Annotated in this window: 24 protein-coding genes and 1 pseudogene; 2 read left to right on the forward strand and 23 right to left on the reverse strand. The window is 65.8% G+C overall.

The features are described from left to right. Positions 1–22 precede the first annotated feature (22 nt). The 17 genes and pseudogenes from J2Y55_RS24535 to J2Y55_RS24615 form a co-directional block, all read right to left on the reverse strand. Positions 23–925, reverse strand: coding sequence for an ABC transporter permease (locus tag J2Y55_RS24535; protein ID WP_310158730.1), 903 nt, complete (start codon positions 923–925; stop codon positions 23–25). Continuing rightward, positions 918–1865, reverse strand: a complete 948-nt coding sequence (locus tag J2Y55_RS24540) for an ABC transporter permease (protein ID WP_310158733.1) — start codon at positions 1863–1865, stop codon at positions 918–920. The genes J2Y55_RS24535 and J2Y55_RS24540 overlap by 8 nt, the downstream gene beginning before the upstream one ends. Before the next feature lie 110 nt (positions 1866–1975). Further along, on the reverse strand, positions 1976–3478 hold the full coding sequence (locus J2Y55_RS24545; protein ID WP_310158736.1) for an ABC transporter substrate-binding protein: 1503 nt from the start codon (positions 3476–3478) through the stop codon (positions 1976–1978). Positions 3479–3774: 296 nt separating this feature from the next. Beyond that, positions 3775–4047 (reverse strand): heavy-metal-associated domain-containing protein, encoded by a 273-nt coding sequence (locus tag J2Y55_RS24550; protein WP_310158740.1) that lies wholly within the window; start codon positions 4045–4047, stop codon positions 3775–3777. A 64-nt stretch (positions 4048–4111) separates the two neighbouring features. Continuing rightward, positions 4112–6283, reverse strand: a complete 2172-nt coding sequence (locus J2Y55_RS24555; RefSeq protein ID WP_310159052.1) for a heavy metal translocating P-type ATPase — start codon at positions 6281–6283, stop codon at positions 4112–4114. 639 nt (positions 6284–6922) lie between these two features. Beyond that, positions 6923–7099, reverse strand: a pseudogene (locus tag J2Y55_RS30160) (heavy-metal-associated domain-containing protein); the annotation flags it as partial. Between the two features lie 322 nt (positions 7100–7421). Continuing rightward, positions 7422–8453: an L-idonate 5-dehydrogenase gene (locus J2Y55_RS24565; RefSeq protein WP_310158744.1), complete on the reverse strand. Its 1032-nt coding sequence runs from the start codon at positions 8451–8453 to the stop codon at positions 7422–7424. A 14-nt stretch (positions 8454–8467) separates the two neighbouring features. Next, the gene (locus J2Y55_RS24570) at positions 8468–9655 is read right to left on the reverse strand and encodes an ABC transporter ATP-binding protein (RefSeq protein WP_310158747.1); all 1188 of its coding nucleotides are present in this window, start codon (positions 9653–9655) and stop codon (positions 8468–8470) included. 14 nt (positions 9656–9669) lie between these two features. Continuing rightward, a complete protein-coding gene (locus tag J2Y55_RS24575; protein ID WP_310158750.1) occupies positions 9670–10497 on the reverse strand; it encodes a carbohydrate ABC transporter permease in 828 nt (275 codons plus the stop codon). Beyond that, positions 10497–11456: a carbohydrate ABC transporter permease gene (locus tag J2Y55_RS24580; protein ID WP_310158753.1), complete on the reverse strand. Its 960-nt coding sequence runs from the start codon at positions 11454–11456 to the stop codon at positions 10497–10499. Before J2Y55_RS24580 ends, J2Y55_RS24575 begins: the two co-directional genes overlap by 1 nt. A gap of 1 nt (position 11457) precedes the next feature. After that, on the reverse strand, positions 11458–12705 hold the full coding sequence (locus J2Y55_RS24585) for an ABC transporter substrate-binding protein (protein ID WP_310158755.1): 1248 nt from the start codon (positions 12703–12705) through the stop codon (positions 11458–11460). Positions 12706–13059: 354 nt separating this feature from the next. Then, complete coding sequence (locus J2Y55_RS24590; RefSeq protein WP_310158758.1) at positions 13060–13764, reverse strand: GntR family transcriptional regulator; 705 nt, start codon at positions 13762–13764, stop codon at positions 13060–13062. Between the two features lie 4 nt (positions 13765–13768). Then, positions 13769–14245 (reverse strand): VOC family protein, encoded by a 477-nt coding sequence (locus tag J2Y55_RS24595; protein ID WP_310158761.1) that lies wholly within the window; start codon positions 14243–14245, stop codon positions 13769–13771. 2 nt (positions 14246–14247) lie between these two features. Beyond that, entirely contained in the window at positions 14248–15345 is a 1098-nt protein-coding gene (locus J2Y55_RS24600; protein ID WP_310158764.1) for a mandelate racemase/muconate lactonizing enzyme family protein, read from the reverse strand. 41 nt (positions 15346–15386) lie between these two features. Beyond that, positions 15387–16214 carry an SDR family NAD(P)-dependent oxidoreductase gene (locus J2Y55_RS24605; RefSeq protein ID WP_310158767.1) on the reverse strand — a complete coding sequence of 276 codons (828 nt, stop codon included), beginning with the start codon at positions 16212–16214 and terminating at the stop codon, positions 15387–15389. Continuing rightward, positions 16214–17323, reverse strand: a complete 1110-nt coding sequence (locus J2Y55_RS24610; protein WP_310158770.1) for a glycerol dehydrogenase — start codon at positions 17321–17323, stop codon at positions 16214–16216. The genes J2Y55_RS24605 and J2Y55_RS24610 overlap by 1 nt, the downstream gene beginning before the upstream one ends. 33 nt (positions 17324–17356) lie before the next feature. After that, positions 17357–18193, reverse strand: a complete 837-nt coding sequence (locus J2Y55_RS24615) for a shikimate dehydrogenase family protein (protein ID WP_310158773.1) — start codon at positions 18191–18193, stop codon at positions 17357–17359. 259 nt (positions 18194–18452) lie between these two features. Here J2Y55_RS24615 and J2Y55_RS24620 point away from each other — a divergent pair, with 259 nt between their 5' ends. Further along, on the forward strand, positions 18453–19337 hold the full coding sequence (locus tag J2Y55_RS24620) for a transketolase (protein ID WP_310158775.1): 885 nt from the start codon (positions 18453–18455) through the stop codon (positions 19335–19337). 2 nt (positions 19338–19339) lie between these two features. Continuing rightward, positions 19340–20341: a transketolase family protein gene (locus tag J2Y55_RS24625; protein WP_310158777.1), complete on the forward strand. Its 1002-nt coding sequence runs from the start codon at positions 19340–19342 to the stop codon at positions 20339–20341. 129 nt (positions 20342–20470) lie between these two features. On the opposite strand, the gene J2Y55_RS24630 is transcribed toward J2Y55_RS24625, so the two are convergent. From J2Y55_RS24630 to J2Y55_RS24655, 6 genes are all read right to left on the reverse strand, one after another. Further along, a complete protein-coding gene (locus tag J2Y55_RS24630) occupies positions 20471–21202 on the reverse strand; it encodes an amino acid ABC transporter ATP-binding protein (protein ID WP_310158781.1) in 732 nt (243 codons plus the stop codon). Beyond that, the gene (locus J2Y55_RS24635; protein WP_310158784.1) at positions 21183–21836 is read right to left on the reverse strand and encodes an amino acid ABC transporter permease; all 654 of its coding nucleotides are present in this window, start codon (positions 21834–21836) and stop codon (positions 21183–21185) included. The genes J2Y55_RS24630 and J2Y55_RS24635 overlap by 20 nt, the downstream gene beginning before the upstream one ends. Continuing rightward, positions 21836–22495 carry an amino acid ABC transporter permease gene (locus J2Y55_RS24640; protein WP_069693448.1) on the reverse strand — a complete coding sequence of 220 codons (660 nt, stop codon included), beginning with the start codon at positions 22493–22495 and terminating at the stop codon, positions 21836–21838. Before J2Y55_RS24640 ends, J2Y55_RS24635 begins: the two co-directional genes overlap by 1 nt. 223 nt (positions 22496–22718) lie before the next feature. Then, a complete protein-coding gene (locus J2Y55_RS24645) occupies positions 22719–23522 on the reverse strand; it encodes a transporter substrate-binding domain-containing protein (protein ID WP_310158787.1) in 804 nt (267 codons plus the stop codon). Positions 23523–23595: 73 nt separating this feature from the next. Further along, positions 23596–24582 carry a 2-hydroxyacid dehydrogenase gene (locus tag J2Y55_RS24650; RefSeq protein WP_310158789.1) on the reverse strand — a complete coding sequence of 329 codons (987 nt, stop codon included), beginning with the start codon at positions 24580–24582 and terminating at the stop codon, positions 23596–23598. 41 nt (positions 24583–24623) lie between these two features. Beyond that, positions 24624–25385 (reverse strand): GntR family transcriptional regulator, encoded by a 762-nt coding sequence (locus tag J2Y55_RS24655; RefSeq protein WP_310158791.1) that lies wholly within the window; start codon positions 25383–25385, stop codon positions 24624–24626. Positions 25386–25404 lie beyond the last annotated feature (19 nt).

Genomic DNA, 25404 nt, shown 5'->3' on the forward strand with positions numbered 1-25404 from the left:
GTCCCGATGGCGGCTGGTGCGATCATGCCTGGTCTCCTGCCGTCTTGCGCTTGGTCTCCAGGCCCTGGCCGATCCAGGTCACGCTGAGCGCGGTCAGGAAGATCGCGAGGCCGGGGCAGATGACGAGCAGCGGAGCGCGTTCGAGATAGGGCTGGGAACTCGCCATCATCGCCGCCCAGTCGGCATGGGGCGGTTGGACGCCGAGCCCGATGAAGGACAGGCCGCCGACGGTGATGAGCTTGTGGCCGAAGCGCAGGAACCCCATCGCCGCCAAGGGCCGGATCGCGTTGGGGATGATGTGGCGCAGGATGATGAAGCGGCGCGAGCAGCCCAGGATCTCGGCGGCCCGGATATAGGATTTGGCATTGATCTCGATGGCGAGCCCGCGCGCCAGCCGGGCGAAGGGCGTCCAGCTCACCACCGTCAGCGCCACGATCAGCGTGCCATAGCCCGGCCCCATCAGCGCAATCAGGAAGATCGCCACAACGACGTCGGGAAAGGAGATCAGCAGATCGACGATCCGCATCGTGATCTCGTCGACCATGCCGCCCTGGCGCGCGCTGATCACCCCGATCACCGTGCCGATCACCGCCGACAGGACCAGGGTCACGGCTGCGATGATGATGGCGAAATGGCCGCCGACGAGGAGGCGGCTGAGCTGGTCGCGGCCGAGATGGTCGGTGCCCAGCCAATGCCGGCTGCTCGGCCCCTGCAAGCGCTGCAGCAGACTCTGCGAGGCAGGATCATAGGGCGTCAGCCAATGCGCGCAGCAGAGCAGCAGCAGGACAATGGCGAACATCACGACGCCGGCGGAGAAGACCCAGTGCCGCTGGCGCGCGAACGCCAGGGTGCGGCGCAGGATGGAGGGGCGCGAGGCAGCCCTGTTCGCGACATCGAAGAGCGGTGCGGCCATGGCGTCAGGCATGTGCATGGGCCATCCTCACCATCGGATTGAGCACCGCGTACAGAATGTCGGCAAGCGTATTGATCAGCACCGACAGGGCGACGATCGCGACGAAGCTCGCCTGCAGCACCGGAATATCCTTGTTGATCACCGCCTCGTAGATCAACCGGCCCATGCCGGGGATGGCGAAGATGACCTCGACTACGACCGAGCCGCCGAGCAGGCCGGCGAGCCAGAGCGCAAACAATGTGACCACGGGAATGGCGCCGTTGCGCACGCCATGGCGCAGCACCGTCTGCGTCATGCCCAGGCCACGGCTGCGCGCCGCGGTGATGTAGGGAGCCTGCAGCACGTCGATCATCGCCGCACGCGTCACCCTGGTGAAATAGGCCAAAGGCCGCAGCGCCAGCACCATCGCCGGAAGCACCAGCGACGACATGCCGTCCCAGCCGGCCGAAGGCAGCCAGCCGAGATAGAGCGCGAACACCAGGATGCCCATCGGCGCCATCCAGTATTCGGGGATCGCGACCAGCGTCTGGGTGATGAAGGTCGCGGCGGTGTCAATGGGGCCGCCCGGCCTTGTCGCCGCCGCCGTGCCCAGCGGCACCGCGATGACGATGGCGATGCCGAGCGCCGACATTGCGAGCGTGATCGAGACGAGCAGGGCCCGGCCGATCTGGTCGATCACCGGAGCGCGGCTGGTGTAGGAATAGCCGAAATCGCCGTGCAGCGCCGCGTTGAGCCAGCCGAGATATTGCGCGAGCAAGGAGCGATCGAGCCCAAGCTGCTGGCGCAGCGCCTCGACGGCAGCCTGATCGACCTGGAAATCGGCCACGCGGGAGCGCAGGACCAGCAGGGCCGGGTCACCGTCGCTGAGATAGGGGATCAGAAAGGCGAAGACCGACACCACCAGCAAGGTCAGCAGGAGAACGGCCAGTCGGCGGGTAACGAAGAGCCACATGGCAGGTTCCTCTCCGCAGCGATGCTAAAAGTTTGGAGCAGTGCTCTTGGCTTTGCAGTGGAGGCGTCCGCAGGAATCGCAGACGCCTCCGATGTTGGCGAAGCGACCGCTCACTCGAGCGCGAGTTCGGGCGTCAGCGTATATTGATACAGCGGATGGATCTTGTAGTTGCGGACTTTCGCACTGTAGGCGTCGTTGCCGGCCTCGTGGATGACGAAGATGTTGACCGCGTCATTTTGCAAATCCTGCGCCAGTTCCGAATAGACGGCGTAGCGCTTGGCGGGGTCGGCCTCGCCGGCGACCTTGGCGAGTTTCTCGTCGAATTTGGCGTTGCAGTAGTGCGACAGGTTGTATCCGCCGCCGCAACCATAGTCCGATTGCAGATATCCCGCGGGATCGGCGACATCGACCAAGTGGCTGCGCGAGAGCAGCGCCAGATCATATTTCCCCGCGATAATATCAGGCTCCAGCGCCTTGTATTCGGCGACGCGGATATTGGCCTTGACGCCGATCGCGTTGAACTGGTCCTGGAGGATCGCCGCGAGATCCTTGAACTCGATCTTCTCGACATAGGCGAAGAGATCGAGCGTCAGCGAACCCGGCTTGATGCCGGCCTCAGCCAGGAGGGCCTGCGCCTTCTTGGGATCATAGGCCGCGGGCTTGGCGCCCTTGGGAGCCCAGGGCTCAGCCGGCGCGAAGGGGCCGATAGCGGGCTGCACCGAGCCTTCATAGACGCTGGCCGCGATGCCCTGGAGATCGAGCGCCATCTGCAGGGCCTGGCGGACCTTGGGATTGTCGAGCGGCGCCTTCTTGGTGTTGATCAGCAAAGTGCTGGTGCGCGGCGTGGCGATGCTCTCGATCTTGAGGCCAGCGGTCGATTTCAGCGTGGCCAGCGTCGAGGCCGGGACCGCCGCGCCGACATGGGCCTCGCCGGTGCGCACCTGCGTGGCGCGGACATTGGCGTCGGGGATGAACTTGATCTCGACCTCCGCCAGCTTGACCGCCCCGCCCCAGTATTTGTCGTTGCGCTTCAGCGACATGCCCTGCTGGCCGTTGACGCGGGTGATGACGAAGGGGCCGGTGCAGGTGCCGACGGGGTCGATCTTGCCGTCCTTATAGGCAGCCGGCGACAGGATGCCGGTATTGGCCGCAGCCAAGCGCAGCGGCGTCAGCACGGAGGCGACGGGCGTGGTCACGCGCACCGTATCCTCATTGATCGCCTCGACCGACTTGATCAGCTTGGGCGAAAAGGCGCGCGCCGGCGCGGTGACCTTGAGCACCGCATTGAGCGCGGCAACGGCGTTTGCCGCCGTCAGCGCCTGGCCGTCCTGAAAGCTGACGCCCTTGCGCAAGGTGAAATCCCAGGCATCGGGCGCGGTTTGCGTCCATGAGGTCGCGAGTGCAGGTTTCAGCTTGCCGTCGAAATCGATGCGCGTCAGCATTTCGAGACAGCCCGCCTTGGACAGCACGTTGGCGTCGTCGGTTTCGAGCGCGAAGCCGGCGCGCGGCGGGAAATTCTCGGCGATGACGAATTTACCGCCCTGCGCGGAAGCCGCCCCCGCAACGCCGAGAGTGGAGAGGAAGGCTGCAACAAACCCTGCTCGCGTGATCATGCTGACGACTCCGTTGTTGTTCGCTGTTCCCGTCTCGCCGACTTGCTCCCGCGATATCGGCAAGGAGCGCCCGCGAAGGCGGCCCCGCCGAGTTCATGATGCCGTCGATCTGATATGTTATAACATTAGGCTACAATAGCTCTCCCGCATGCCTTGCCGGGCCGGCCCGCTCGTTTTTGTGGATGGCTCAGTCGTGGGAGCCATCCACCTTGTCGCAATTCGAAGCCCAGCCAGGGGCCCCGTATTGTATGGAATTTCTCGCCGACGCCCGAGATTCAGGCAGCATCTGGCGGATTTCAGGCAGAAGCGCCTGCCAGCAGCGGCGTATAGCCGGCCTTGGTCACGATCGCCTGGATCGCGGCGCTGTCGCTGGCGCCGGTGATGGTGACACGCTTGGAGGCCGGGTCGGCGGTGACGGAGGAACCCGGCAGCGCCTGCTCAATCGCGCCCTTGATCGTGCCGGCGCAGTGGCCGCAGGTCATGTCGTCGACGAGGAGGATCACCGCCTGATCCGGCGTCGCGCCGGTCTCTGTCGTGGTGGGGGCCGCATGTTGGCTGCATGAACACATGAGAAGCGTCCTTTGTGGTTTGGCTGATGGTGAGATCAGGCTGCGCCTTGCCCTGATGGGAAGGTCAAGCGTGTTCCGGCGAAAAATTTCGATTGGCGGGAGCAGTAGCCTGCGGGCTGTCCTCACCCTTGAAGAAACCCAGCAGCCTCAGCGCGTTGAGCGTGACCAGAACCGTCGCCCCCGTATCCGCCAGGACCGCGATCCAGAGCCCGGTCGCGCCGATGATCGTGGTGACGAGGAAGAGCAGCTTCAGCCCGAGCGCGATGACGATGTTCTGGCGGATATTGGCCATGGTGGCGCGCGACAGCCGGATCAGCCTGACGACATCGCCGACGCGGCTCTTCAGCAAGGCAGCGTCGGCGGCCTCGATGGCGACATCCGTGCCCGAACCCATGGCGATGCCGGCATCGGCCGCAGCGAGCGCCGGCGCATCGTTGATGCCGTCGCCGACCATCACGACATGACCCGCCTGCCGCAAGGCGCGCACCGCCTCGACCTTGGCCTCGGGCATCATCTCGGCCTTGACCTCGATGCCGAGCTGGCCGCCGATGGCCTCGCCGGTGCGGCGGTTGTCGCCCGTCAGCATGACCGCGCGCAGGCCGAGCGCCTTGAGCTCCGCGATCGCGGCGCGGGCGTCCGGGCGCGGCTCGTCGCGCAGGGCGATCACCCCGGCGACGATCTCGCCCTCGAGCACGACCACGACGGTCTTGCCCTGTGCCTCCAGCGCCGCGATCCGCTCATTCATCTCAGCCGGCAGCGCCGCCCGCTCAGCCGCGAAGCGCGGCGCGCCGATGAAGATCGGGGTTTCACCCAGGAGCGCTTCCATGCCCTTGCCTGGAATGGCGCGCGTGGCCGAGACCACGAGCTTGGCAGCCCGGTCGTCCTGCGCCCGCGCCACGATGGCCTCCGCCAGCGGGTGGCTGGATTCGCGCTCGACTGCGCCAGCCAGTGCCAGCAGGCGGCCGGCATTGGCAGCGCCTGGCACGATGTCGGTCACGACCGGCCGGCCCCAGGTCAAGGTGCCCGTCTTGTCGAAAGCGACGATCTGGGTGCGGGCCAGCATCTCGACCACCGCGCCGCCCTTGACCAGCAGGCCGCGCCTGGCCGCCATCGACAGGCTGGAGGCTATCGCAGCCGGCACCGAGATGACCAGCGCGCAGGGGCAGCCGATCAGCAGCAGCGTCAGGCCGCGATAGATCCAGACCGACCATTCCGCACCGGCAAACAGCGGCGGCAGCACCGCCACGAGCAGCGACAGGCCGACGATGCAAGGCATGTAGATGCGCGAGAAGCGATCGATGAAGCGCTCGGTCGGGGCCTTGGCGTCCTGCGCCTCCTCGACCAGCGCCACGATGCGGGCAATGGTGTTGTCCTCCGGCGCGCGCTCGACCTTGATGCGCAGCGCCGCTTCCTGGTTGATCGAGCCGGCGAAGATCGCAGCGCCCGGCTCCTTGCCCTTGGGCATGGATTCGCCGGTGATCGGCGATTCATCGACGCTGGAGAAACCGGCGACCACGCTGCCATCGGCCGGGACGCGATCACCCGGCCGCACCAGCGCGATCTGTCCGATCCGCAGCGAGGCGGCGGCGACTTCGCGCACGCTGCCACTCTCATCGAGCAAAGCCGTCTTGGGCACGAGCGCCGCAAGCGCGCGAATGCCGGAGCGCGCCTTGTTGGCGGCAACGCCTTCGAGCACCTCGCCGACGGCGAAGAGGAAGACGACGACGGCCGCCTCCTCGATCGCCCCGATGAAGAGCGCGCCGGCGGCAGCGATCGTCATCAGCATCTCGATGGTGAAGGGCGCACCTGCAAGCGCGGCCATCACGGCCCGTTTTGCGATCGGCGCGACGGCAATCACCGTCGCAAGCGCGAAGACCGCGAAGGAGGCCTGCGGGAACACCAGACCGACGGCATAGGCGGCGGCGAGAAGAAGACCGGCCGTGATCGCCACCCTGCCCTTCGACGTCGTCCACCAGCGGCGCGGCGCCTCGGGAGCCGCAACCGGGGCGGCCTCGCTCACGGTCGAGGGCATGGTGAGCAGCGTCGGCTTGTAGCCGAGCCGGCTGAGCTGAGTATCGATCGCTGCGACCCCGGCGCTGCCCGCGCCGAGGCGCAAGGACAAGGTCTCGTTGGTGATCGAGATCCTGAGATCGCTGACGCCGGGCATCTTCTCCAGAGCCGTCCGGATGGTCGCGGCGCAGCTGCCGCAATCAATGCCGGCGACTTTCCAGCTCAGAGCATCGGCCGCGACAACCTCGGCAGCCCGGTTTGCAGAGGAATGGGCATGGGCATTCGCGTGATCGTGACCGTGGTGATCATGGCCGTGATCATGCCCGCAAGCGGAATGGTCGTGCGCGTGCTGTTCGGCAGGCTTGGGAGCCGGCGCAGCATGGTCATGGCCGCAGCCGCACTCATCCACGGCAGCTTGCGCCGGCGCATGGGCATGAGCCTTGTGGTCATGAGCGTGGTGATCATGCCCGCAAGCGGAGTGGTCGTGCGCATGCTGTTCGGCAGGCTTGGGAGCCGGCGCAGCATGGTCATGGCCGCAGCCACATTCATCCGCGGCAGCTTGCACGGGCGCATGGTCATGAGCCTTGTGATCATGAGCGTCGTGGTCATGTCCACAAGCAGAGTGGTCATGCGCATGCTTTTCGGCCTGCTTCTGAACCGGCGCAGCGTGGTCATGAGCGTGATGGTCATGCCCGCAGGCCGAGTGGTCATGCTCGGCCCCGGCGCGCGCCACAGCCGCGTGGCCATGATGGTCGTGGCTGCGGGCCTCCGCCGGCTTTGCCTTGGCGGCCTGCAATGTCGGACCGAAGCCCAGCCGCTTCACGCGCGCCTCGATCGCGTCCGCAGTCGTGGTTCCCTCGGCCAAGGCCAGGCTCAGCGTCTCCTTGGTCACGGAAATCTTGATGTCGGAGACGCCCGGCAGCTTTTCGAGCGCGGTTCGGATGGTCGAGGCACAGCTGCCGCAATCCATGCCATCGACCTTCCAGGTGATGGATTTCGACTGCGATTCCAGTCCCTTGAGGGCTTCCGCGGGCAACGTCATCAGAAATCTCCTTGACCAGTGATGACGAGCTTAATTGCTCTAGTCACTAGAGGTTCAAGGGATATTTTGCAGGCTATGCGGGATTTTCTTCGATCGGCAGAAGGCGCGATCGCAGGCCCGATTCATGGCCAGCGATCGCAGCGTCCCGGAATTGGAGGTTGAGCCCGTTGGGAATTCCCTCAGCCCTCATCCTGAGGAGCCATTCCCTTGGGAATGGCGTCTCGAAGGATGCCTTCAGGAGGCTCCCGAACCATCTGGAGCATCCTTCGAGACGCCGCTTCGCGGCTCCTCAGGATGAGGGCTGGAGGTTCCAAACGGTGTCTCAGAACGCCAGCTGCACCTTCATCGCGCGCGAGCGGTCCGCGGCGAGTTCGAAGGCCTCGACCGCACGCTCGAACGGCAAGGTAGCGCTGACCAGCGGCTTCAGATCGACGAGGCCATTGCTCATCAGATCGACGGCAAGCTGGAATTCGGCATCGAAGCGGAAGGTGCCGTGCAGGCGCAGTTCCTTGGCGACGATGAGGTTCATGGGCAGTGTCATGTCGCCGCCGAGACCGACCTGCACGATGACGCCGCCAGGACGCATGGCATCGAGTGCGCCAGCCAATGCGCGGCCATTGCCCGAGGCTTCGAACAGGACATCGAAGGTGCCCTTGTCGGCGGTATAGGCCGCGAGCGCCTCAGGCTGCGTCGCGATGTTGACGATCTGCGTGGCGCCGAGAGCCCGGGCCGTCACTAGGGGCGCATCCGCGACATCGGTCGCGACGATCTGCGCCGCTCCGCCCAGGCGCGCGACCACGACGGAGAGCGCGCCGATCGGCCCGCAGCCGGTCACCAGCACGCGCTTGCCGAGCAGCGATCCAGCCTGCTTGCCGGCATGCAGGCAGACGGCGAAGGGCTCGGCCATCGCGGCTTCGCCCATGCTGACATCATCGCCGACCGGCACCGCCTGATAGGCATTGACGGTCAGGCTTTGCCGGAAGCCGCCCTGGGCATGGGGAAAGCGCATCGCGCTGCCGATGAACTGCATGTTGAGGCATTCATGGCGCATGCCTTCATGACAATAGCGGCAGGCATTGCAGGGCTGGCTCGGATTGACCGCGACGCGCATGCCGGGAACGAGGTGCGAGACGCCCTCGCCGATCTCCTCGATGACGCCGGCGATCTCGTGCCCGAGCGCCATGGGCTGCTTGATCCGCACCGTGCCGAAGCCGCCATGCTGGTAGTAATGCAGATCCGAGCCGCAGATGCCGCCGGCAGCGATGCGGATGCGCACCTGGCCGGCTTGGGGCGCAACGACGGCGATATCCTCGATCCTGAGATCGCGAGGGGCGTGAATGATGACGCCTTTCATCGGGATGGCCTCCTTCAAGCCGCCAGAGCGAGACCGGCGCGCAGCTGCTCGCCCGTGCTGCGGGAGAACAGCACCGCCTCGGAAAGGTCCGGCACGACCGAGACCGGATCGCCGGGTTTGAGCTCGCTATAGCCCTGGGTGGTGATCATGATCTCGCCCGCCACCGCGCCTTCCTCGTCATGGGCGGTCGCCGCATGGCTTAGCTTGACGGCGACGACCGATTCCGCGCCGACATGTTCGACGAGGCTGACGGTGCCGGCGAGCTGGCCCTGTCCGCCGGGCGCAGCGAGCGTCAGCGCGTTGGGCCGGATGCCGAGCAGGACCGGGGCACGCCCAGTGCTGCGACCGGCCGCCGCCAGCGCCTGCGGCAAAGCCAGGGTCGCCTCGCCGAACTTGATCATGCCGGCATCGATGCTGCCCTCGATCAGGTTCATCGGCGGGGTGCCGATGAAGCGCGCGACATAGGTGTTGGCGGGCGAGGTGTAGATCTCGCGCGGCGTGCCGAATTGCTGGACCACGCCATCGCGCATCAAGGCGATGCGCGTGCCCATGGTCATGGCCTCGACCTGGTCATGCGTCACATAGACGAAGGTGCCGCCGACGCGCTGGTGCAGGCGCGTGATTTCGGCGCGCATCGCAGTGCGCAGCTTGGCGTCGAGATTGGAGAGCGGCTCGTCCATCAGGAAGACCTCGGGCTTACGCACCATGGCGCGGCCGAGCGCGACGCGCTGGCGCTGTCCGCCCGACAAGGTGCGCGGGTAGCGGTCGAGCATCTCCGTCAGCGACAATGTCTTGGCGGTCTTCTCGACGAGGTCCGCCACCTCCGGCGAGCGCTCGATCCGGCGCTTGGCCCAGCCGCCGATGAGTGGAATATGGAACCACCATTTGAACTGCCGCATGATCAAGGGGAAGGCGATGTTCCGGCGCACGCTCATATGCGGATAGAGCGCATAGGACTGGAAGACGAAGGCCATGTCGCGCGCGCTCGGCGGCAACTGGTCGACGCGGCGATCGCCTAGATGGATCTCGCCGCTGCTGACGGTTTCGAGGCCCGCGAGCATCCGCAGCAAGGTCGACTTGCCGCAGCCGGAAGGGCCGAGCAGGACGAGGAATTCGCCATCGGTGACGTCGAGATCGACATCGGAGATCGCGACCTTGGTGCCGAAATGCTTGGCGACGTGGTTGAGCTTGATCGAAGCCATTTTTGTTCGCTTTCTCAGCCCTTGACGCTGCCGGCAGTCATGCCGGCCACGACATAGCGCTGGACCATGAGGTAGAAGAGGACGGCCGGCAGCGTGTACATCACGCCGATGGCCATGACGGTGTGGATCGGGGTGGAGAGCTCCCCGACGAAGCTGGCGAGGCCGACGGAGGCCGTGCGCAGATCCTGGCTCGAGACGAGGGTCTGGGCGAAGACGTACTCGTTCCAGCCATGGAAAAAGGCGATGACCGAGGCTGCCGCCAATGTCGGCGCGACGACCGGCACCACGACCTGGAGCACGATGCCGATCCGGCTGCAGCCATCGACGCGGGCCGCCTCCTCGATCTCCATCGGCACGCCGTCGATGGCGCCCTTGAGGATCCAGGTGATGACCGGGACGGTGAAGGCGGTGTTGGCGAGGATCAGCCCGCCCAGCGTGTCGAGCAAGGCGAGATTGGCGAAGATCGCATAGAGCGGCACCACCAGCATCGCCTCGGGCAGCATCTGCGTCGCGAAGAGCAGGAAGCCGAGCGCGCCCTTGCCGCGGAAGCGGAAGCGCGACAGCGCATAGGCCGGCAGGATCGCCAGCAGGATCGAGAGCACCATCGTGCCGATGGCGACGATCGCGCTGTTGCGCAGCCAGACCAGCACGCCGGTATGGCTGAAGGTGTCGGCGTAGTTGAAGGCCTGCGCCGGGTCGGGAAGCAGCTGTGGCGTGTCGGCGAAGAGGTTCGCCGAGGAGGTCAGCGAGGTGACGACCATCCAGTAGATCGGAAACACCGAGACGCTGAGCAGGATCAGGATCAGCGCCATGCGGATGGCCTGGGAGGTTGGGCTACGCATCAGCGGCGGCCCTCCGCCCGTTCGGCGCGCTGCGTCGCCCAGAAATAGACCACCGTGACCACGAGCGCGATCGAGAGCCCGACCATGCCGACGGCGGCGGCTTCGCCGAGCTCGCGCGCAACGAAGGCGCGGGTGTAGAGTTCGATGACGAGCGTCTTGGTCGCGCCGATCGGCCCGCCCTGCGTCATCACCCAGATCAGGTCGAAGCGGCGCAGCGACCAGATGGTGACGAAGAGCACGAGCAGAGCGACCGTCGGCCGGATCGTCGGCCAGACCGCGACCTTGAAGATGCTGAGCTTGTCGGCTCCATCGATCTGCGCGGCCTCGCGGACCTCTTCCGAGACCCCCTGGAGCGCGGCAAGCAGCACGACCGAGGAGAAGGGGAAGATCTGCCAGATCGTGGTGAAGAGGATCGCCGGCAATGCGAGCCTGGGATTGTCGAGCCAGCTCTCATAGCCGATCTCGAGATCCAGCAGCTTCAGCCAGTGATTGAAGATGCCGTATTGCGCATTGAGCATCCAGGCGAAGACCGTCGCGACCGCGACCGGTGGCGCCGCCCAGGGAATGGTGACGAGCGCACGCGCGATGCCGCGCCCCCGAAACGGCCGGTCGAGCAAGAGCGCAGCGCCCAGGCCCAGCGCAATCGCAAGCACGACGCAAATCGCGGTGTAGAGCGCCGTCACGCCGATCACGCGCCAGAAATCGGGCCGCGCGGCCAATTCGGCATAATTGCGCATGCCGACGAAATGCGAGGTCTGCGGCGTCAGCAGCGAGGTCTGCGTAAAGCTCAGCATGAGCTCGCGCAGCAGCGGATAACCCTGGAACAGCAGGAGATAGAGCACCACGGGTGCAGCGAAGAGATAGGGCGTCCACGGATTGCCGTCGAGCCGCGCGGTCCTTTCGGACCGCGCGATCGGTGAACGCGACAGCTGCGGCTGCCTCAGGGCGGCGTCCGTCATGTCAGCGCCGGAGAATGCGGCTGAGCGCCTGGGCCTGAGCGTCGGCCATCACCTGCTTGGGCGATTCTCCGCCGATCAGGCAGCGCAGCACGTTCTCGCAGACGACCTGCTGGAAATCGAGCGTCTTGCTCTCCAGCGAGCGCACCAGGAAGGGCTGGCCATTGGGCGTGTTCTGGTCGAAGGCCGTGACCCAGGGGTACTTCTTGAGTTCCTCCTCGGCGCGCGGGATCTGCGTCGCGACATTGGAAGCGCCCAGAAGGAGCTGGAGTTCGGCCTGCGGCTCGGGCTGCAGCATCCATTCGATGAAGGCGGCGGCTGCGGCCTTCTTCTTCGAATTGGCGTTGAAGGCCAGCATGGTCAGCGTGATGCCCTGCGTCTTGTTGGGGAACGGCGAGGGTGCAGCATCGAACTTGAAGTCCGGGGCCTGGGCCGAGAAGATGCCGCCGACGCCGCCATTGTCGACGTTCATCGCGATCTTGCCTTCCCAGAACATGCGCCGGTAGGTCGCGGCGTCCGCGCCCTTCGGGATCACGCCGAGATCGTAGACGCGCTTGTATTGGGTGATCGCCTCGATGACCTCGGGGCTGTTCAGCGTGGGCTCGCCATTGCCGCCCCACTGGCCGCCGAAGCCGTAGACATAGTTCGACAGGTCGAACCAGAAGCCGGCCCGCTCCGGCATGGTCGCGCGATAGGCATAGCCGAACTTGCCCTTGCCCGTCGCCTCCTTGGCGGCCGCGACGAAGGCGTCGAAATCCTTCGGCGGCGTGCCGTCCTTGAGCAAGGCCGGGTTGTAGAGCATCGCGTAGTTGGCGGTCTCGAAGGCGATGCCGATGCGCTTGCCGTCGACCTTCACGAATTTGTCGGCGGCCTGGAACTTGTACTTGGACAGGTCGAGCAGATCATCGACCGGGAAGAGGCGCCCGGCAGGCACCGCGGCGAAGAAATCGGTCTGGTCGAAGCGGATCAGGTCGGGGCCGCCGCCGCCGCCCATCTGCGTGAAGACGGTGTCGGCGAGCTTCGAGAACGAGATCGCCACGGGCTCGATGGCATAGCGATCCTGGCTCTTGTTGAACTTGTCGACCCAGGCGCGCGTCTTGTCGCCGCGTCCCGCCTCGGCGAAGAGACCGGCCGCAAAAGTCAGGGTCTCCTTGGTCTGCGCGAAGCTGCGCGTCACGTTCATGGCTGCGGCGCCCGATGCGGCCTGCAGCAATGTGCGTCTCGAAATCCCAGTCTTCGAAATCCCAGTCATGGCGTTCCTCCGATTATGCCCCGTGAGGCGAAAGCGCCCGGTTTTCCGGGTCGCCGATGGTTGAAGCGGCTCGCTCTGCCGCGGATTGTCGTGTCTTTCTCCACGTCAAACGGCTGGGACAGCGAGCGAAGCCGCAGCTCGCTCGATCCCTGAATTCCAGCCCGGATAACGGGCCGCATCTCTAGCTAGCGAAGGTGGGACGGAGCCCTCGCTCCGCTTCGGCAGCCCCGGATCATCTCCGGCGCCTGCCGCCTGACTTTCCTCCGCTGCGGAACTTCTTGAGCTCGGTTCCGTCACAAAAACGAGCATAGACATGTTGTGATATTTTACAAGACAGATCGCCTCGCCCGGCAATCAGCCCGACGCCGCCAGCCGTTTCGCCTCGTTCTGCTGCTCCAGCGCATCGATCAGGACGTTGCCCCAGCGGATATCCTCCTGGATCGCCGTCCGGGCAGCCTGCGCATCGCCTCGGCGCAGGGCCTCCAGGACATCGTGATGCAGATGCTCCTCGCCGGTCATCTGGCGCTTGGGGATATGGACGTGGAACAGCCGCAGGAACGGCCCCATCAGCACCCAGGCGTTCTCGACGATGCTTTCCAGGATCGGCAATTCGGCGACACGCAGCAGGGCGAAATGGAAGTCGCGGTTGCGGATGCTCGCCTCCGCCGGATCGACCGCCGCGGCCTTGAGGAAGCGCTGATGGATCGCGGTCAATTCGGCCAGTTGCTTGGCCGTGATCTTCTGTGCCGCCCGCTCGGCCGCCGCCCCTTCGAGCTCAAGGCGGATCAACTGCACCTCACGCAAGCGGGCCGGGTCGAGGCGCGGGACATGAACCGCCGTCGCCGCACGCATCTCGAGCGCATGCTCGCTGACGAGGCGGAAGATCGTCTCGCGAACCGGCGTGATGCTGGTGCCGAACTGCGTGGCGAGCGCCGCGATCGTCACGCGTTCGCCGGGCTCGAACTGACCTTCCATCAGGGCTCCACGCATCTGCGCATAGATCCTGGCAGACAGATTGTCCTTGCTGACCTGTTTGATCGGTGACCTCGTCTCGGGCATCGCTCTACTCCTCGGGAACTTCGACGAGCTCTATCAGGATGCCGTGAGGATCGCGCATGAAGAGACCACGCAATCCCTTGGCGATGCCTTCGGTGATTTCGCTGATCTCGCCCTGAAGCGCGCCGCCGGCGTCGAGGATCTCCTGCCGCAACGCCGCAAGCCGGGTCACGCGCAGGCAAATATGTGCGGCACCAGGCTGGTTGGCTGCCGGGCGGATCGCCTCGCCCTGCGGCGAGACGAATTCGATGAACTCGATATGCGCGCCATGACCGAAGAGATGGACGAGGCGCATATGCGCGCCGGGAACGCCGATGAAGCTCTGAAGCCAGGGCGCGCTGCGCTCGCCGATCGGATCGGCGCGGAAGCCCAGGACCTTCGTCCAGAAAGCGACGGAGCGCTCGATATCGGGCGTGATGAAGCCGGTATGGCCAAAGCTGATCGAACGCGGCGTCACGGCAGCGCCCTGCGGGGTGGCGGTCATGCTCATGCTCCCACCCGCTCGGTGCGCAGCGCAAAGCCCGCTGCGCGATCCCAGTCGAAGGCGATCGCCGCGCCAGGGGCCTCCGAGATCAGCAGATCGCCATCCTCGATGCGCGCCTCCTCGCTGAGCAGGCGGTCCATCGGGTCGGCGCCGACCTCGGGCAGGATCATCTCGACGCAGCGGATCGCCGGGAAGGCAGCCGCGAGCTGGCCATGCAGCGTCGGGAAGACATGGGGAATGACCTCGCGATCCATGATCGTCGCCAGATGCAGCGCCTCGATCGCGCCGGTGACGCCACCGCTGACGGAGGCGTCGATGCGCAGGATGCGGGCGGACTCGGCAAGATCGCGGAAGCCATAACGGTCGATGACATCCTCACCGACGGCGATCGGCACGCCGATCTGCGCCTGCAGATCGCCGACATTGCGCCATTGCTGCGGCAGGAAGGGATCCTCGATGAAGGCCGCGCCGAGATCCTGCGCCAGGAGGCAGGTCGGCAGCGCATCCTCGATCGTCTTCCAGGACCAGTGCGCGTCGATGCCGAAGGCGACATCGTCCGGCATCGCGCCGCGCACGGCTTCCAGCAAGACACGGTCGGCGGCCGTATCGGTGCCGTTGATCATGACCTTGATCGTGCGGAATCCTCGTCCCGCCAAATCGGCGCATTGGCCGGTCACCGCCTCGATCGAGGCGCCATAGCCGATAACGGGCATGACCGGGACGCGCATCCGCGCCCCGCCGAGCAATGCCCAGAGCGGCAGTTCGCGGGCGCGGCCGAGCGCATCCCACATGGCGATGTCGAGCAGGCTGATGCCGCGCATCAGCACGGCGCGTGCCGGCGGCGTCGCGGCCTCGGCCGCCTGGCGCGCGGCGGCGCGCATCTCCGGCGAGCGGCCGACATAGAAGGGCGCTACCCGCGTCACCAGATCGAGCAGCGGCATGCCGCGCTCGAAGCCGACAGCATAGCCGGTTCCGCCATCGGCGAGACGGATGCGGACCAGGACATAGTCGCGATGCGTCATATGCACCTTGCCGAGCTGGAGCGGGCTCGGAAAGGGAATGCGGCAATGCATCGCCTCGACCGCGGTCACGGCCGGCATTGCAGCCGTCCCGGCTGCAGCGGAGAGAGCGGGCGAGCCCGTCATGCCGCGAGCCCTAGATCGGTCACTTCCGGCTGGAACAGGGTCGCCGACATGCCGCCATCGACCATCAGCACATGGCCGGAGACGAAGCCCGCCGCAGCCGAGGCGAGGAAGACGGCAGGCCCGGCCAATTCGTCGGGCGAGGCCCAGCGCGCCAGCGGCGTGCGGTCAACGACCTGCTTGTGGAAGCGGCCATCGGCCAAGGTCGCCTTGTTGATCTCGGTCTCGATATAGCCGGGACCGATGGCGTTGACGGTGATGCCGTAGGCGCCGAGTTCGGCGGCCAGCGCGCGGGTGATGCCGACGACGCCATGCTTGGCGGCGACATAGGAGATCACGCCCGGCCGCGACGAGATGCCCATCAGCGAGGCGGTGTTGATGATGCGGCCATAGCCGGCCTTGCGCATATGCCGCGTCGCCTCGCGGGCAAGCGCATAAAGCGAGGTCAGGTTGATCGCGATGACCTTGTCCCAATCGGACATGTCATGCGTCTCGACCGGTTTGCGGATCAGGATGCCGGCATTGTTCATCAGGATGTCGAGCTTGCCATGACGCGCGACGATGGCGTCGATCGCAGCGGCACCCGCCGGATGGTCGGTGACGTCAAAAGCCTGCGGCTCGGCCTTGTAGCCATCCGCGCACAAGGCATCGCTGGCGGCTTGCGCTGCCGCCGGGTTGACGTCGTTGATGATGACCGTCGCGCCGGCCTCGGCGAAGCCGCGGGCAATAGAGAAGCCGATACCGCGTCCAGCCCCTGTGACGAGCGCGATGCGACCGTCGAGCGAGAAATCGGCGATGCGTTTTGTTGGCAGGGAAGGCGAGCTCATCAGGCGGCATCCTTCTTGACGCGAACGGCAGCCTTGGCAGGAGCGGCAGCCTCGACAGCCTCGATGGCCGCAACAAGGTCCTGAGCGGAGACCGGCCGCTCGAAATGCCTCATATGCGCTGCCTGCGCGGTCAATTCCGCGATCGTCGCGATCTCGGCTGCGCCACCTGTGAAACCGAGATCGGCAAGCGATAGCGGCAGGCCGACCTGCGCGAAAAAGCCCCGGATATCGGCGACGAAATCGGCCGCGCGCCCCTCCAAAGCGAGCTGGACAAGCAAGCCATAGGCAACCTGGTGGCCATGCAGCGCCGAGGCCGGCCCGGGCACGGCCGAGAGGCCGCGCGTCATGGCATGGCAGACCGACAAGCCCCCGCTCTCGAAGGCAAGCCCGCTCATCAGCACGCTCGCCTCGACCAGTCGCTCCAGCGCCTCGTCAGGCTCGCCGCGCCCGACCGCCGCCAGGGCTGCGACGGAATCGGCTCGCACCGTGTCGTAGCAGGCATGGGCCAGCGCCAGCGCCGTCAGCGGCGAGCGCCCACCGAAAACATTGTTGCCGCGCACGCCGACGCATTGCTCGACCTCGAAGCGCTTGACGATGGCGTCGCCGATGCCGGCCGACAGCAGCGCCGCCGGGGCCCTGGCGATGACCGCAGTGTCGACCAGCACGAGGTCGGGATTGCCGGCAAGCTTCTCGACGCCGGTGAGCTTATGGTTCTCGTCATAGACGACGATGATGTGGCTGGTCGGGGAATCGTTCGAGGCCACGGTCGGCATGGTCGCGAGCTTCGCCTTGATCTTGCCGGAGAGGAATTTGCCGGCATCGATGGTCTTGCCGCCACCGGCCGCGATCACGACCTCGGGCGGATTCGCGCCGCAGAGGCCCGCCATGCGCTCGACCTCTGCATGGGTGATCTCGCCGCCGAAGGTGATCGGCGTGAGCGCAATGCCGGCCGCCTCGCAGCTCGCCTGAGCCTTGGCGCCGACAAGACCGAGCACATGGGCGTCGGCAACCAGCACCGCCGTCTTGCCGAGCCTGGCGACCTCCTCGCCGAGCCGCGCGATCGCGTCGGGACCCTGAAGGTAGCGCCGTGGTGAGCCGAAGATGATCATAGGTCGAGGTCTCGTTCCGTTTGGTTCGATGGGTCAGGCGAGGCGAAGCGCAGGGCGCCGCGTGTCCTGCGCGACCGCGGCATCGCCGAGAAGGAAATCGATGAAAAGGTCGACCTGGGCGGCAAGCATGTGTTCGCCCTGATGGATCTGGGCGCCGCGCGTGAGCGCGCCGATCAGCAACGGCGTCATCGCCGGCTTCATGACGATGTCGGCGACCATGCTGCCGCGCTCGATCGTGGCGATGTCGACTGGAGTTGACGGGTCGCCATCAAGGCCGACGGAGGTGCCGTTGACGAGGAGATCGAATCCGGTCGCGTCGGCCGCACCTGTCGTGACCTTGCTGTCGGGGTTGAGCAGGCGTAGCCGGGCGGCGAGCGCCTCGCCGCGCGCGGCATTGCGGTTGGCGATGACGAGTTCGCAGACGCCGGCATCGAGCAGGGCCTGGGCGAGCGCGGTCGCCGCCCCGCCGGCACCGAGCAGCAATGTCCGGCGGCCTTTCGGCTCATAGCCATGCTGGCGCAGCCCGGCGACGAAGCCGAGCCCGTCATAGAGCCGCCCGGTCATCGTGCCGTCCACGTCGCGGCGCACGATATTGGCGACGCCGAGCTCGGCCGCCACGCCCTCCAGCTTGTCGCAATGGGTCGCCGCGGTCTCCTTATGGGGGATCGTGACGATAGCGCCGGCCAAGCTGCGCGCCGCGCGCAACGCAGCCCAGGTCGCGGCGAGATCGCCGGGCGCAACCTCCCAGGGCACGAGCACGGCATTGACGCCGCGCTCGACGCAGCGGGCGTTGAACAGCGCCGGCGTCCGCAGATGCGCGGACGGATAGGCGAGATGGACGATGACGCGGGTGCGTCCGTCGACAGTCATGTCCGCCTCCCTAAAAAGCGTCGCCGCGAGTTGTCGCCTTATCAGCTTGGCGCCTCGCCAGCCTTGTTATCATATATGATGCATGATACGAGACTGCCGTCAACCGGCGACGGATGGCGAGCCGGAAGCCCCCTGCGGGGCGCGCCGGCGCCCATTCTTCACGAAGAAAAGCTTCGCTTCAGGCTGGGCCCGCAGGTCCCGACCTCTCGCGAAGCCGGCTCGCCGGGGTGCGAACGAGGATTTCAGGGAAACGCCCAGCATGTCAGCCATCACCGCCACACAGAGACGGGCCGGCAATGATTACGAGCCGTCCGCCGCCGAAATCGCCCGCCTGCGGGAGAAAGCGCGCTTCGTGCGCCTGGAGACGATCCGGCTGATCGAGATCGCCAAGGTCGGCCACTATTCCTCGGTCTTCTCGGCCGCCGAGATCTTCTCCGCGCTGTATTACGACGTCATGGAACTGAAGCAGGGCGAGCCGGACTGGCCCGATCGCGACCGCTTCCTGATGGGCAAGGGCCACGCGGCTGTCGGCCTGTTCCCGATCCTGGCCGATCTCGGCTACATCGAGAAAGAGGTGCTCGACGGCTATACGCGGCTGGGCAACCCGCTCGGCGACCATCCCGACATGCGCAAGGTCCCGGGCATCGATTTCTCCTCCGGCTCCATCGGCCATGCGCTCTCGGCGGGCGCCGGCATGGCCTGGGGCGGCCGCGCCTCCAACCGCGACTTCAACGTCTTCGTCATGCTCGGCGATGGCGAGATGCAGGAGGGCCAAGTCTGGGAGGCTGCGCTCTTCGGCGCGCATCACAAGCTCTCGAAGCTGATCGCGATCGTCGACCGCAACGGCTTCCAGCTCGACGGCGCCGTCGACGACGTCATCGGCGTCGAGCCGCTCGACGCGAAATGGCGCGCCTTCGGCTGGGAGACCCATGTCGTCGACGGCCACAATCTCGCAGAGCTTACCTCGCTGCTGCGCCGGCTCAAGAGGGACGAGACCCGCACCACGCCCGCCTGCATCATCGCCAGGACGCTCAAGGGCAAGGGCGTCTCCTATATGGAGACCGAGGCCGGCTGGCATCTCGGCTATCTCGCGCCCGAGGATGCAGAGCGCGCCGTCGCCGAAATCATGAGCCGGGAGATCTGAGCATGAACGCCCACCAATCCCCGAACTCTCCCCAATCCCCGAACTCCTGGCAGTATCGCGCGCTGAACTCGGCCAATCCCGGGCTGAACTTCCTCTCCGACGCGCTGCTCGAGCTTGTCGCGGAAGGCCATCCCGTCCTCGCCGGCGCGGCCGATCTGCAATATTCCAACGGCCTCAACAAATTCGCCGCGCAGCATCCCGAGCGCTACATCCAGTTCGGCATCTCCGAACAGAACATGGTGACGGCGGCGGCCGGCCTCGCCACCACCGGCCACATGCCCTTCGTCGCGACCTTCGCCTCGTTCCTCGGCCTGCTCTGCTGCGAGCAGATCCGCATGGATGTCGCCTATTGCGCCCAGCCGGTCCGGCTGATCGGCCACCATACGGGCATCTCGCTGGGCTTCTACGGCACCTCGCATCACGCGACCGAGGACATCGCGACGATGCGCGCCATCGCCGACCTGACCGTAATCTCGCCCGCCGACGGCCCCCAGCTCGCCGCCGCGATCAAGGCCTCCGCGACCTGGCCGGAACCGATCTATTTCCGCATCGGCCGCGGCCGCGAGCCCGACGTCTATGCCCCCGATACGCCCTTCACCATCGGCAAGGCGATCGAGCACATGCAAGGCAATGAGCTCACCATCATCGCCTGCGGCCTGCCGGTTCACCCGGCGCTGGAGGCGGCCCGCAAGCTCAATGCGGAGGGGCGCTCAGTCGGCGTCATCGACATGGCGACGGTGAAGCCGCTCGACCGCGAGGCAGTGCTGCGCGCAGCTGGCCGCAGCAAGATCCTGATGACGGCAGAAGAGCACAATGTGCTCGGCGGCCTCGGCTCGGCGGTGGCGGAGGTGCTGGCCGACGAAGGCTGCGGCATCAAGCTTGTGCGCCACGGCATCCATGACGAATACAGCCTGATCGCTCCGCCGACGCATCTCTACGCGCACTACAAGCTCGATGCGGCGGGGATGGAAGAGGTGGCGCGGGGAGCGCTCGCCAGGATCTGAGCCCAGGCTCGAACCTTGGCCGTCATTGCGAGGAGCATAGCGACGAAGCAATCCAGGGGGCCGTGCCTCACGTCTCCCTGGATTGCTTCACGTCGTTCGCAATGACGGTCTACTTCGCTCGAAGACGCTCTAATGCGCGCCGGCGCTGACGAAATTGCGCAGTTCCGGCGTCTGCGGATCGGCGAACAACGTCTGCGACGGGCCGCTTTCCCAGATCTTGCCCTGGTGCATGAACACCGTCGTGCTCGCCACGGTGCGGGCGAAATTCATTTCATGCGTCACCAGCAGCATGGTCATGCCGCCCTTGGCGAGCTTCTCCATCACCAGCAGCACCTCGCCCGTCAGTTCCGGATCGAGCGCGGAGGTGACCTCGTCGAACAGCATCACCTTGGGACGCATCGCCAGCGAACGGGCGATGGCGACGCGCTGCTGCTGCCCCCCCGAGAGATTATCGGGATAGCTGTCGAATTTCTCGGAGAGGCCGACCTGCGCCAGCACGTCGCGCGCCAGCGTCATCGCCTCGGCCGTCGAGACGCCCTGGGTGATGCGCGGCGAGAGCATGATGTTCTGCCCGACAGTCAGATGCGGGAAGAGGTTGTAGCTCTGGAAGACGATGCCGACATCCTTGCGCAATTCGCGCAGGCGCTTGGGGTCCTGGTCGACGTTATGGCCGGCGACCTCGATGCGGCCGGCCTGGAAGACCTCGAGCCCGTTGATGCAGCGCAGCAGCGTGCTCTTGCCCGAGCCGGAGCGGCCGATGATCGCAACGACCTGACCTGTGTCGACGCTGAGCGAGACGCCTTTCAGGACCTCGAGCGCGCCGAATTTCTTGTAGACGTCGTCAATGACTACGGCTGGCATTCATCACCTTTTCGAGATGTCGGCTGAGCCTGGAAAGCGGGAAGCAGATGGCGAAATAGATCGCTCCCACCAGGGTGAAGATCTGGAAGGCTTGATAGGTCGCGTTGTTGACCAGCATGCCGGCGCGCATCAGGTCGACGAAGCCCACGACCTGGACGATCGAGGTGTTCTTCACGAGCTGGACGAGGAAGCCGACCGTCGGTGGCAGCGAGATGCGCGCGGCCTGCGGCAGGATGATGTAGCGGTATTGCTGGCCGCGCGTCAGCGCCAGCGAGGCCGAGGCCTCCCATTGCTGGCGCGGCACGGATTCGATCGAGCCGCGCCAGATCTCGGCGAGATAGGCCGAGACGTAGATCGCAAGCGAAGCGGAAGCCGCGAAGAAGGGCGGCAATTCGATGCCGACTGCCGAGAGCCCGTAATAGCTCATGAACAGCACCATGAGCACCGGAATGGACTGGATCACCAGGATGTAGCCGGCAGCAAAACGGCGCAGCAGCTTCACCCGCGACAGCCGCATGATGGCGAGAACGCCGCCGATGAGGCCGCCGATGACGAAGGCGATGGCGGTGAGCGCGATTGTCCAGCTCGCGGCGCGGAGAATGAAATAGGCCTCGGGCCAACCGAAGGTCTGCATCAGGCGGCCTCCCCATGCGCTTCGGTGACACGGGCGAGCCCGGAGACCTGGGGGAAGATCCTGCGGCCGAGCCAGTTCAGGAAGAGCTTCAGCGAGAGCGCCAGCACGAGATAGATCACGGTGACGATGATGTAGGTCTCGAAGCTGCGGAAGGTGTCCTGCTCGATGATCGCGGCCGTGCCCGAAAGCTCCTGCACCGAGACGAAGGAGCAGATGCTGGAGGCGAGCATCATCAGCACGAACTGGCTCGACAGCGCCGGCCAGACGCGGGCGAAGGCGGGCTGCAGCACGACATATTGGAAGACCTGGCGCCGGCTCATCGCCAGCGCCAACCCGGCCTCGATCTGCGATTTGTGGATCGAGTCGACGCCGGCGCGGATGATCTCGGTCGCGTAGGCGGCAAGATTGAGCGTCATCGCCAGCATGGAGGCCTCGAGGCCGTTCATGCGGATGCCGATCTGGGGCAAACCGAAGAAGATCATGAAGAGCTGCACCAGGAAGGGCGTGTTGCGCATCAATTCGACATAGGCGTCGACGATGTAGCCGGCCCAGCTGCCCGCGAGGCTGCGCAGCGCACTCATCAGCGTCGCCAGCACGAGGCCGAGCGCGATCGCGACGAAGGACAGCGCGATGGTGAGCATGACCCCGTTCAGGATCATGGGCCATTTGGAAATGACGTCTTGGAAGAGCAACCGCGCGCTCCTTCGGCAGCGATCACGCCGCAACCGGACAAAATTATCCGATGGCGACAAGCGTGACCGTCAGGAAAAACAGAGCATGGCCTGTGCGAAAACCGGTTTCCGCTTTTCGCGCCATGCTCCCGAGGTCGAAGATTGCCAGCGCGCTATACGAGGCAGCGCGCCGGCATTCGGATCGAGCGGATCAGAAGGTTGGGAGCGCCGGCAGCGGGCCGCCGACCCACTTCTGCGAGATCGCGTCGAGCTCGCCGTTCTGCTTGACGTAGTAGATGAAGTTGTTGAGCCACTGGCGCAGCTCATAGGCGTCCTTGCGCATGGTCATCGAGTTGGGCTGCATGCCGAAGACGAATTTGAGCTCGGTCTCGGTCTCGCCGCGCGCCTTCATGGCGGCATTGGCCTGGGCATCGGGGCCGGCAATCGCCTCGACCTGGCCGGAGAACAGCGCCTGCATGGTGGTGGCGTCGTCCTCGAAGCGCAGGATGGTGAGGTTCAGCTCCTTCTCGCGGCTGGTGAATTCCCGCTCGACGCTGGAGCCGCGATTGACGCCGACCTTCTTGCCCTTGAGATCGTCCCAGGTTTTGATGGCGACGTTCTTCTTGGCGTAGATGCCGGTCTGGAAGGCGCTATAGGGGATCGAGAACATCACCGCCTTGGCGCGCTCGGGCGTGGGCGCCAGCGTGGCGACGAGGAAGTCGACCTTGTTGGCTTCCAGCGCCGGAATGCGGGCCGGCGGGGTGAGCTGCACCATCTCGACCTTGACGCCGAGATATTTGCCGATCAGCGCGATGACATCGGCATCGTAGCCGACCGCATTGCCCTGCGAGTCGACGGAGCCATAGGGCGGGGCGCCGATCAGCACGCCGATCTTGACCGAGCCGCGCTTGATGATGTCGGTGATAGACTGGGCCGAGGCCTGGCTTGCGGCCAGCATGCCGGCGCCGAGCGCGAGCAGCGTCCCGGCGACCTTGAGATGTTTCATCAGGTTCATTGGTTGCGTTTCCTTGGGCTTCGCGGATGGGTTCGTTTTGGGCCCCGGCTTCGTTCGGCCGGTTGCTTGATCGTCAGGTCGCGGAACGTCCTTCTCTCACGACATTCTCGAGCGAAGAGCCGGAGAAGCACCGCTTGATGTTGTCGGCCATGGTCTGCTGGCGGCGGCGGATGGTTCCGCTGGTCCAACCGGACATGTGCGGCGTCATTAAAACGTTTGAAAGCTCGTGGAAAGGTTGTTTCGACGGCAAGGTTTCGGCCTGGTCCGGGCCTGGATACTGATACCATGTGTCGATGATCGCGCCGCCGATCCGGCCGGCCTTGAGCGCGTCGAACAGCGCCGTCTCATCGATGGTCGGGCCCCGCCCGACATTGACGACCACGGCGTCCGGCTTCATCGCGGCGAAGGCTGCGGCCCCGACGATGCCCTTGGTCTCCTCAGTCAACGGCACCGAGACGATGATGGCGTCGGCCGAGCCCCAGAACGCGTCGAGCCGGTCGAGCGTGAAGGCGCGATCGACGAGATCCGAGACCGGCACGGCGCTGCGATTGGCGACATGGACGTTCATCTCGAAAGCCTTGGCGCGCCTTGCGATCGCCTTGCCGATATGGCCGAAGCCGAGCAGGCCGATGGTCTTGCCCGCGATCTCGCCATGGACCCGCTCGGGAGAGCCGGCCCAATAGGCCCAGTCGCCCCGGCGCAGACGCTGGTCGGCATCCGCGAGCGGAATGCTCCGGGCAAGCAGCGCGCTCATCACATATTCGGCGATCGCCTGCTCATGGCCGAAGCAGTTGCAGACGCTCGCCGAGGCCGGGAGCAGGCCGAGATCGACCGCATCATAGCCGGCGCCAGGCACATGGAAGAGCTTCAGCCGCGACGGAACCGGCAGGCTGGCACCGAACTTCGTGCCGATGATGACATCGGCATCGGCATAAGCACGCTCATCGGCGCCGACGCCGAGGACATCCGGCAGGATGCGGATATCGGCCTGCGGGCCGACGAGATCGGCGAAACCGGCGCTGAAGGAGGCGGCGTTCTCGCCGTGGAAGATGATGCGCATGGGCGGTTAGGGCTTCTCGAGTTTCAGGGGCTTCTTGCGGTTCAGGCGCCGAGCAGGGGCTCGATGCTGCAATCCAGGAGAGAAGGGTCGATACGGCTCTCCATCTCGTCGAACATGCCGTCGACGAAGGCGATCAGCGCATCCGAGGCCGCGACCGCGCGGTCGACATGCTTGGTGGCGACGGCGTTGAGCACGGCAAGATGATGGTCGACCGTGCGGTCGAGATTCGTCTTCTCGGCCATATAGCTGTGATGGATGAAGCCGATGCGGCGGAAGATGGTGTGGAGCGGCCGCAGCGTGTGCTCCAGAAAGGGCTCGCCGGCGGCGGCCAGCACCATCTGGTCGATGCGGCGGTCGAGCGTGTTGAACTCGGCAAGTGTCAAGCCATCGCGCTTTTCGCGCAGCAAACGCTCCATATGCAGCATCTGGTTGCGATGCGAGGGTCCGGCGCGTTCGGCGGCGAGCCTGATGACGAAGCGCTCGATATCGCGGCGCAGATGTAAAAGCACGCGCTCGCGGGCGAGGTCGATCGGCGCGATCTGCAGGCCGTGACGCGGGCGGATGATGATCAGTGTGTCGGCGGCGAGACGGTTCACCGCATGATGGACCGGCGTCCGGCCGAAACCGGTCATGTCCTGGAGGTCCTGCATGGCGAGGAAGCGCCCTGGCGCGAGCTCACACTTCACCAGCAAGTCCTCGATGCGGTGATAGGCCAGCTCGAACAGATTGACGCGGTTGCGGCGCGGCGGGACACTCGCCTCACCCACTTCGATCAGGGCCGGCCGGCTCGCGCGCTTGGCCATACTCGCATCTCCTCCGCCG

This window comes from Allobosea sp. BE125 (assembly GCF_031456075.1).
In the GTDB taxonomy this organism is placed as follows: Bacteria; Pseudomonadota; Alphaproteobacteria; order Rhizobiales; family Beijerinckiaceae; genus Allobosea.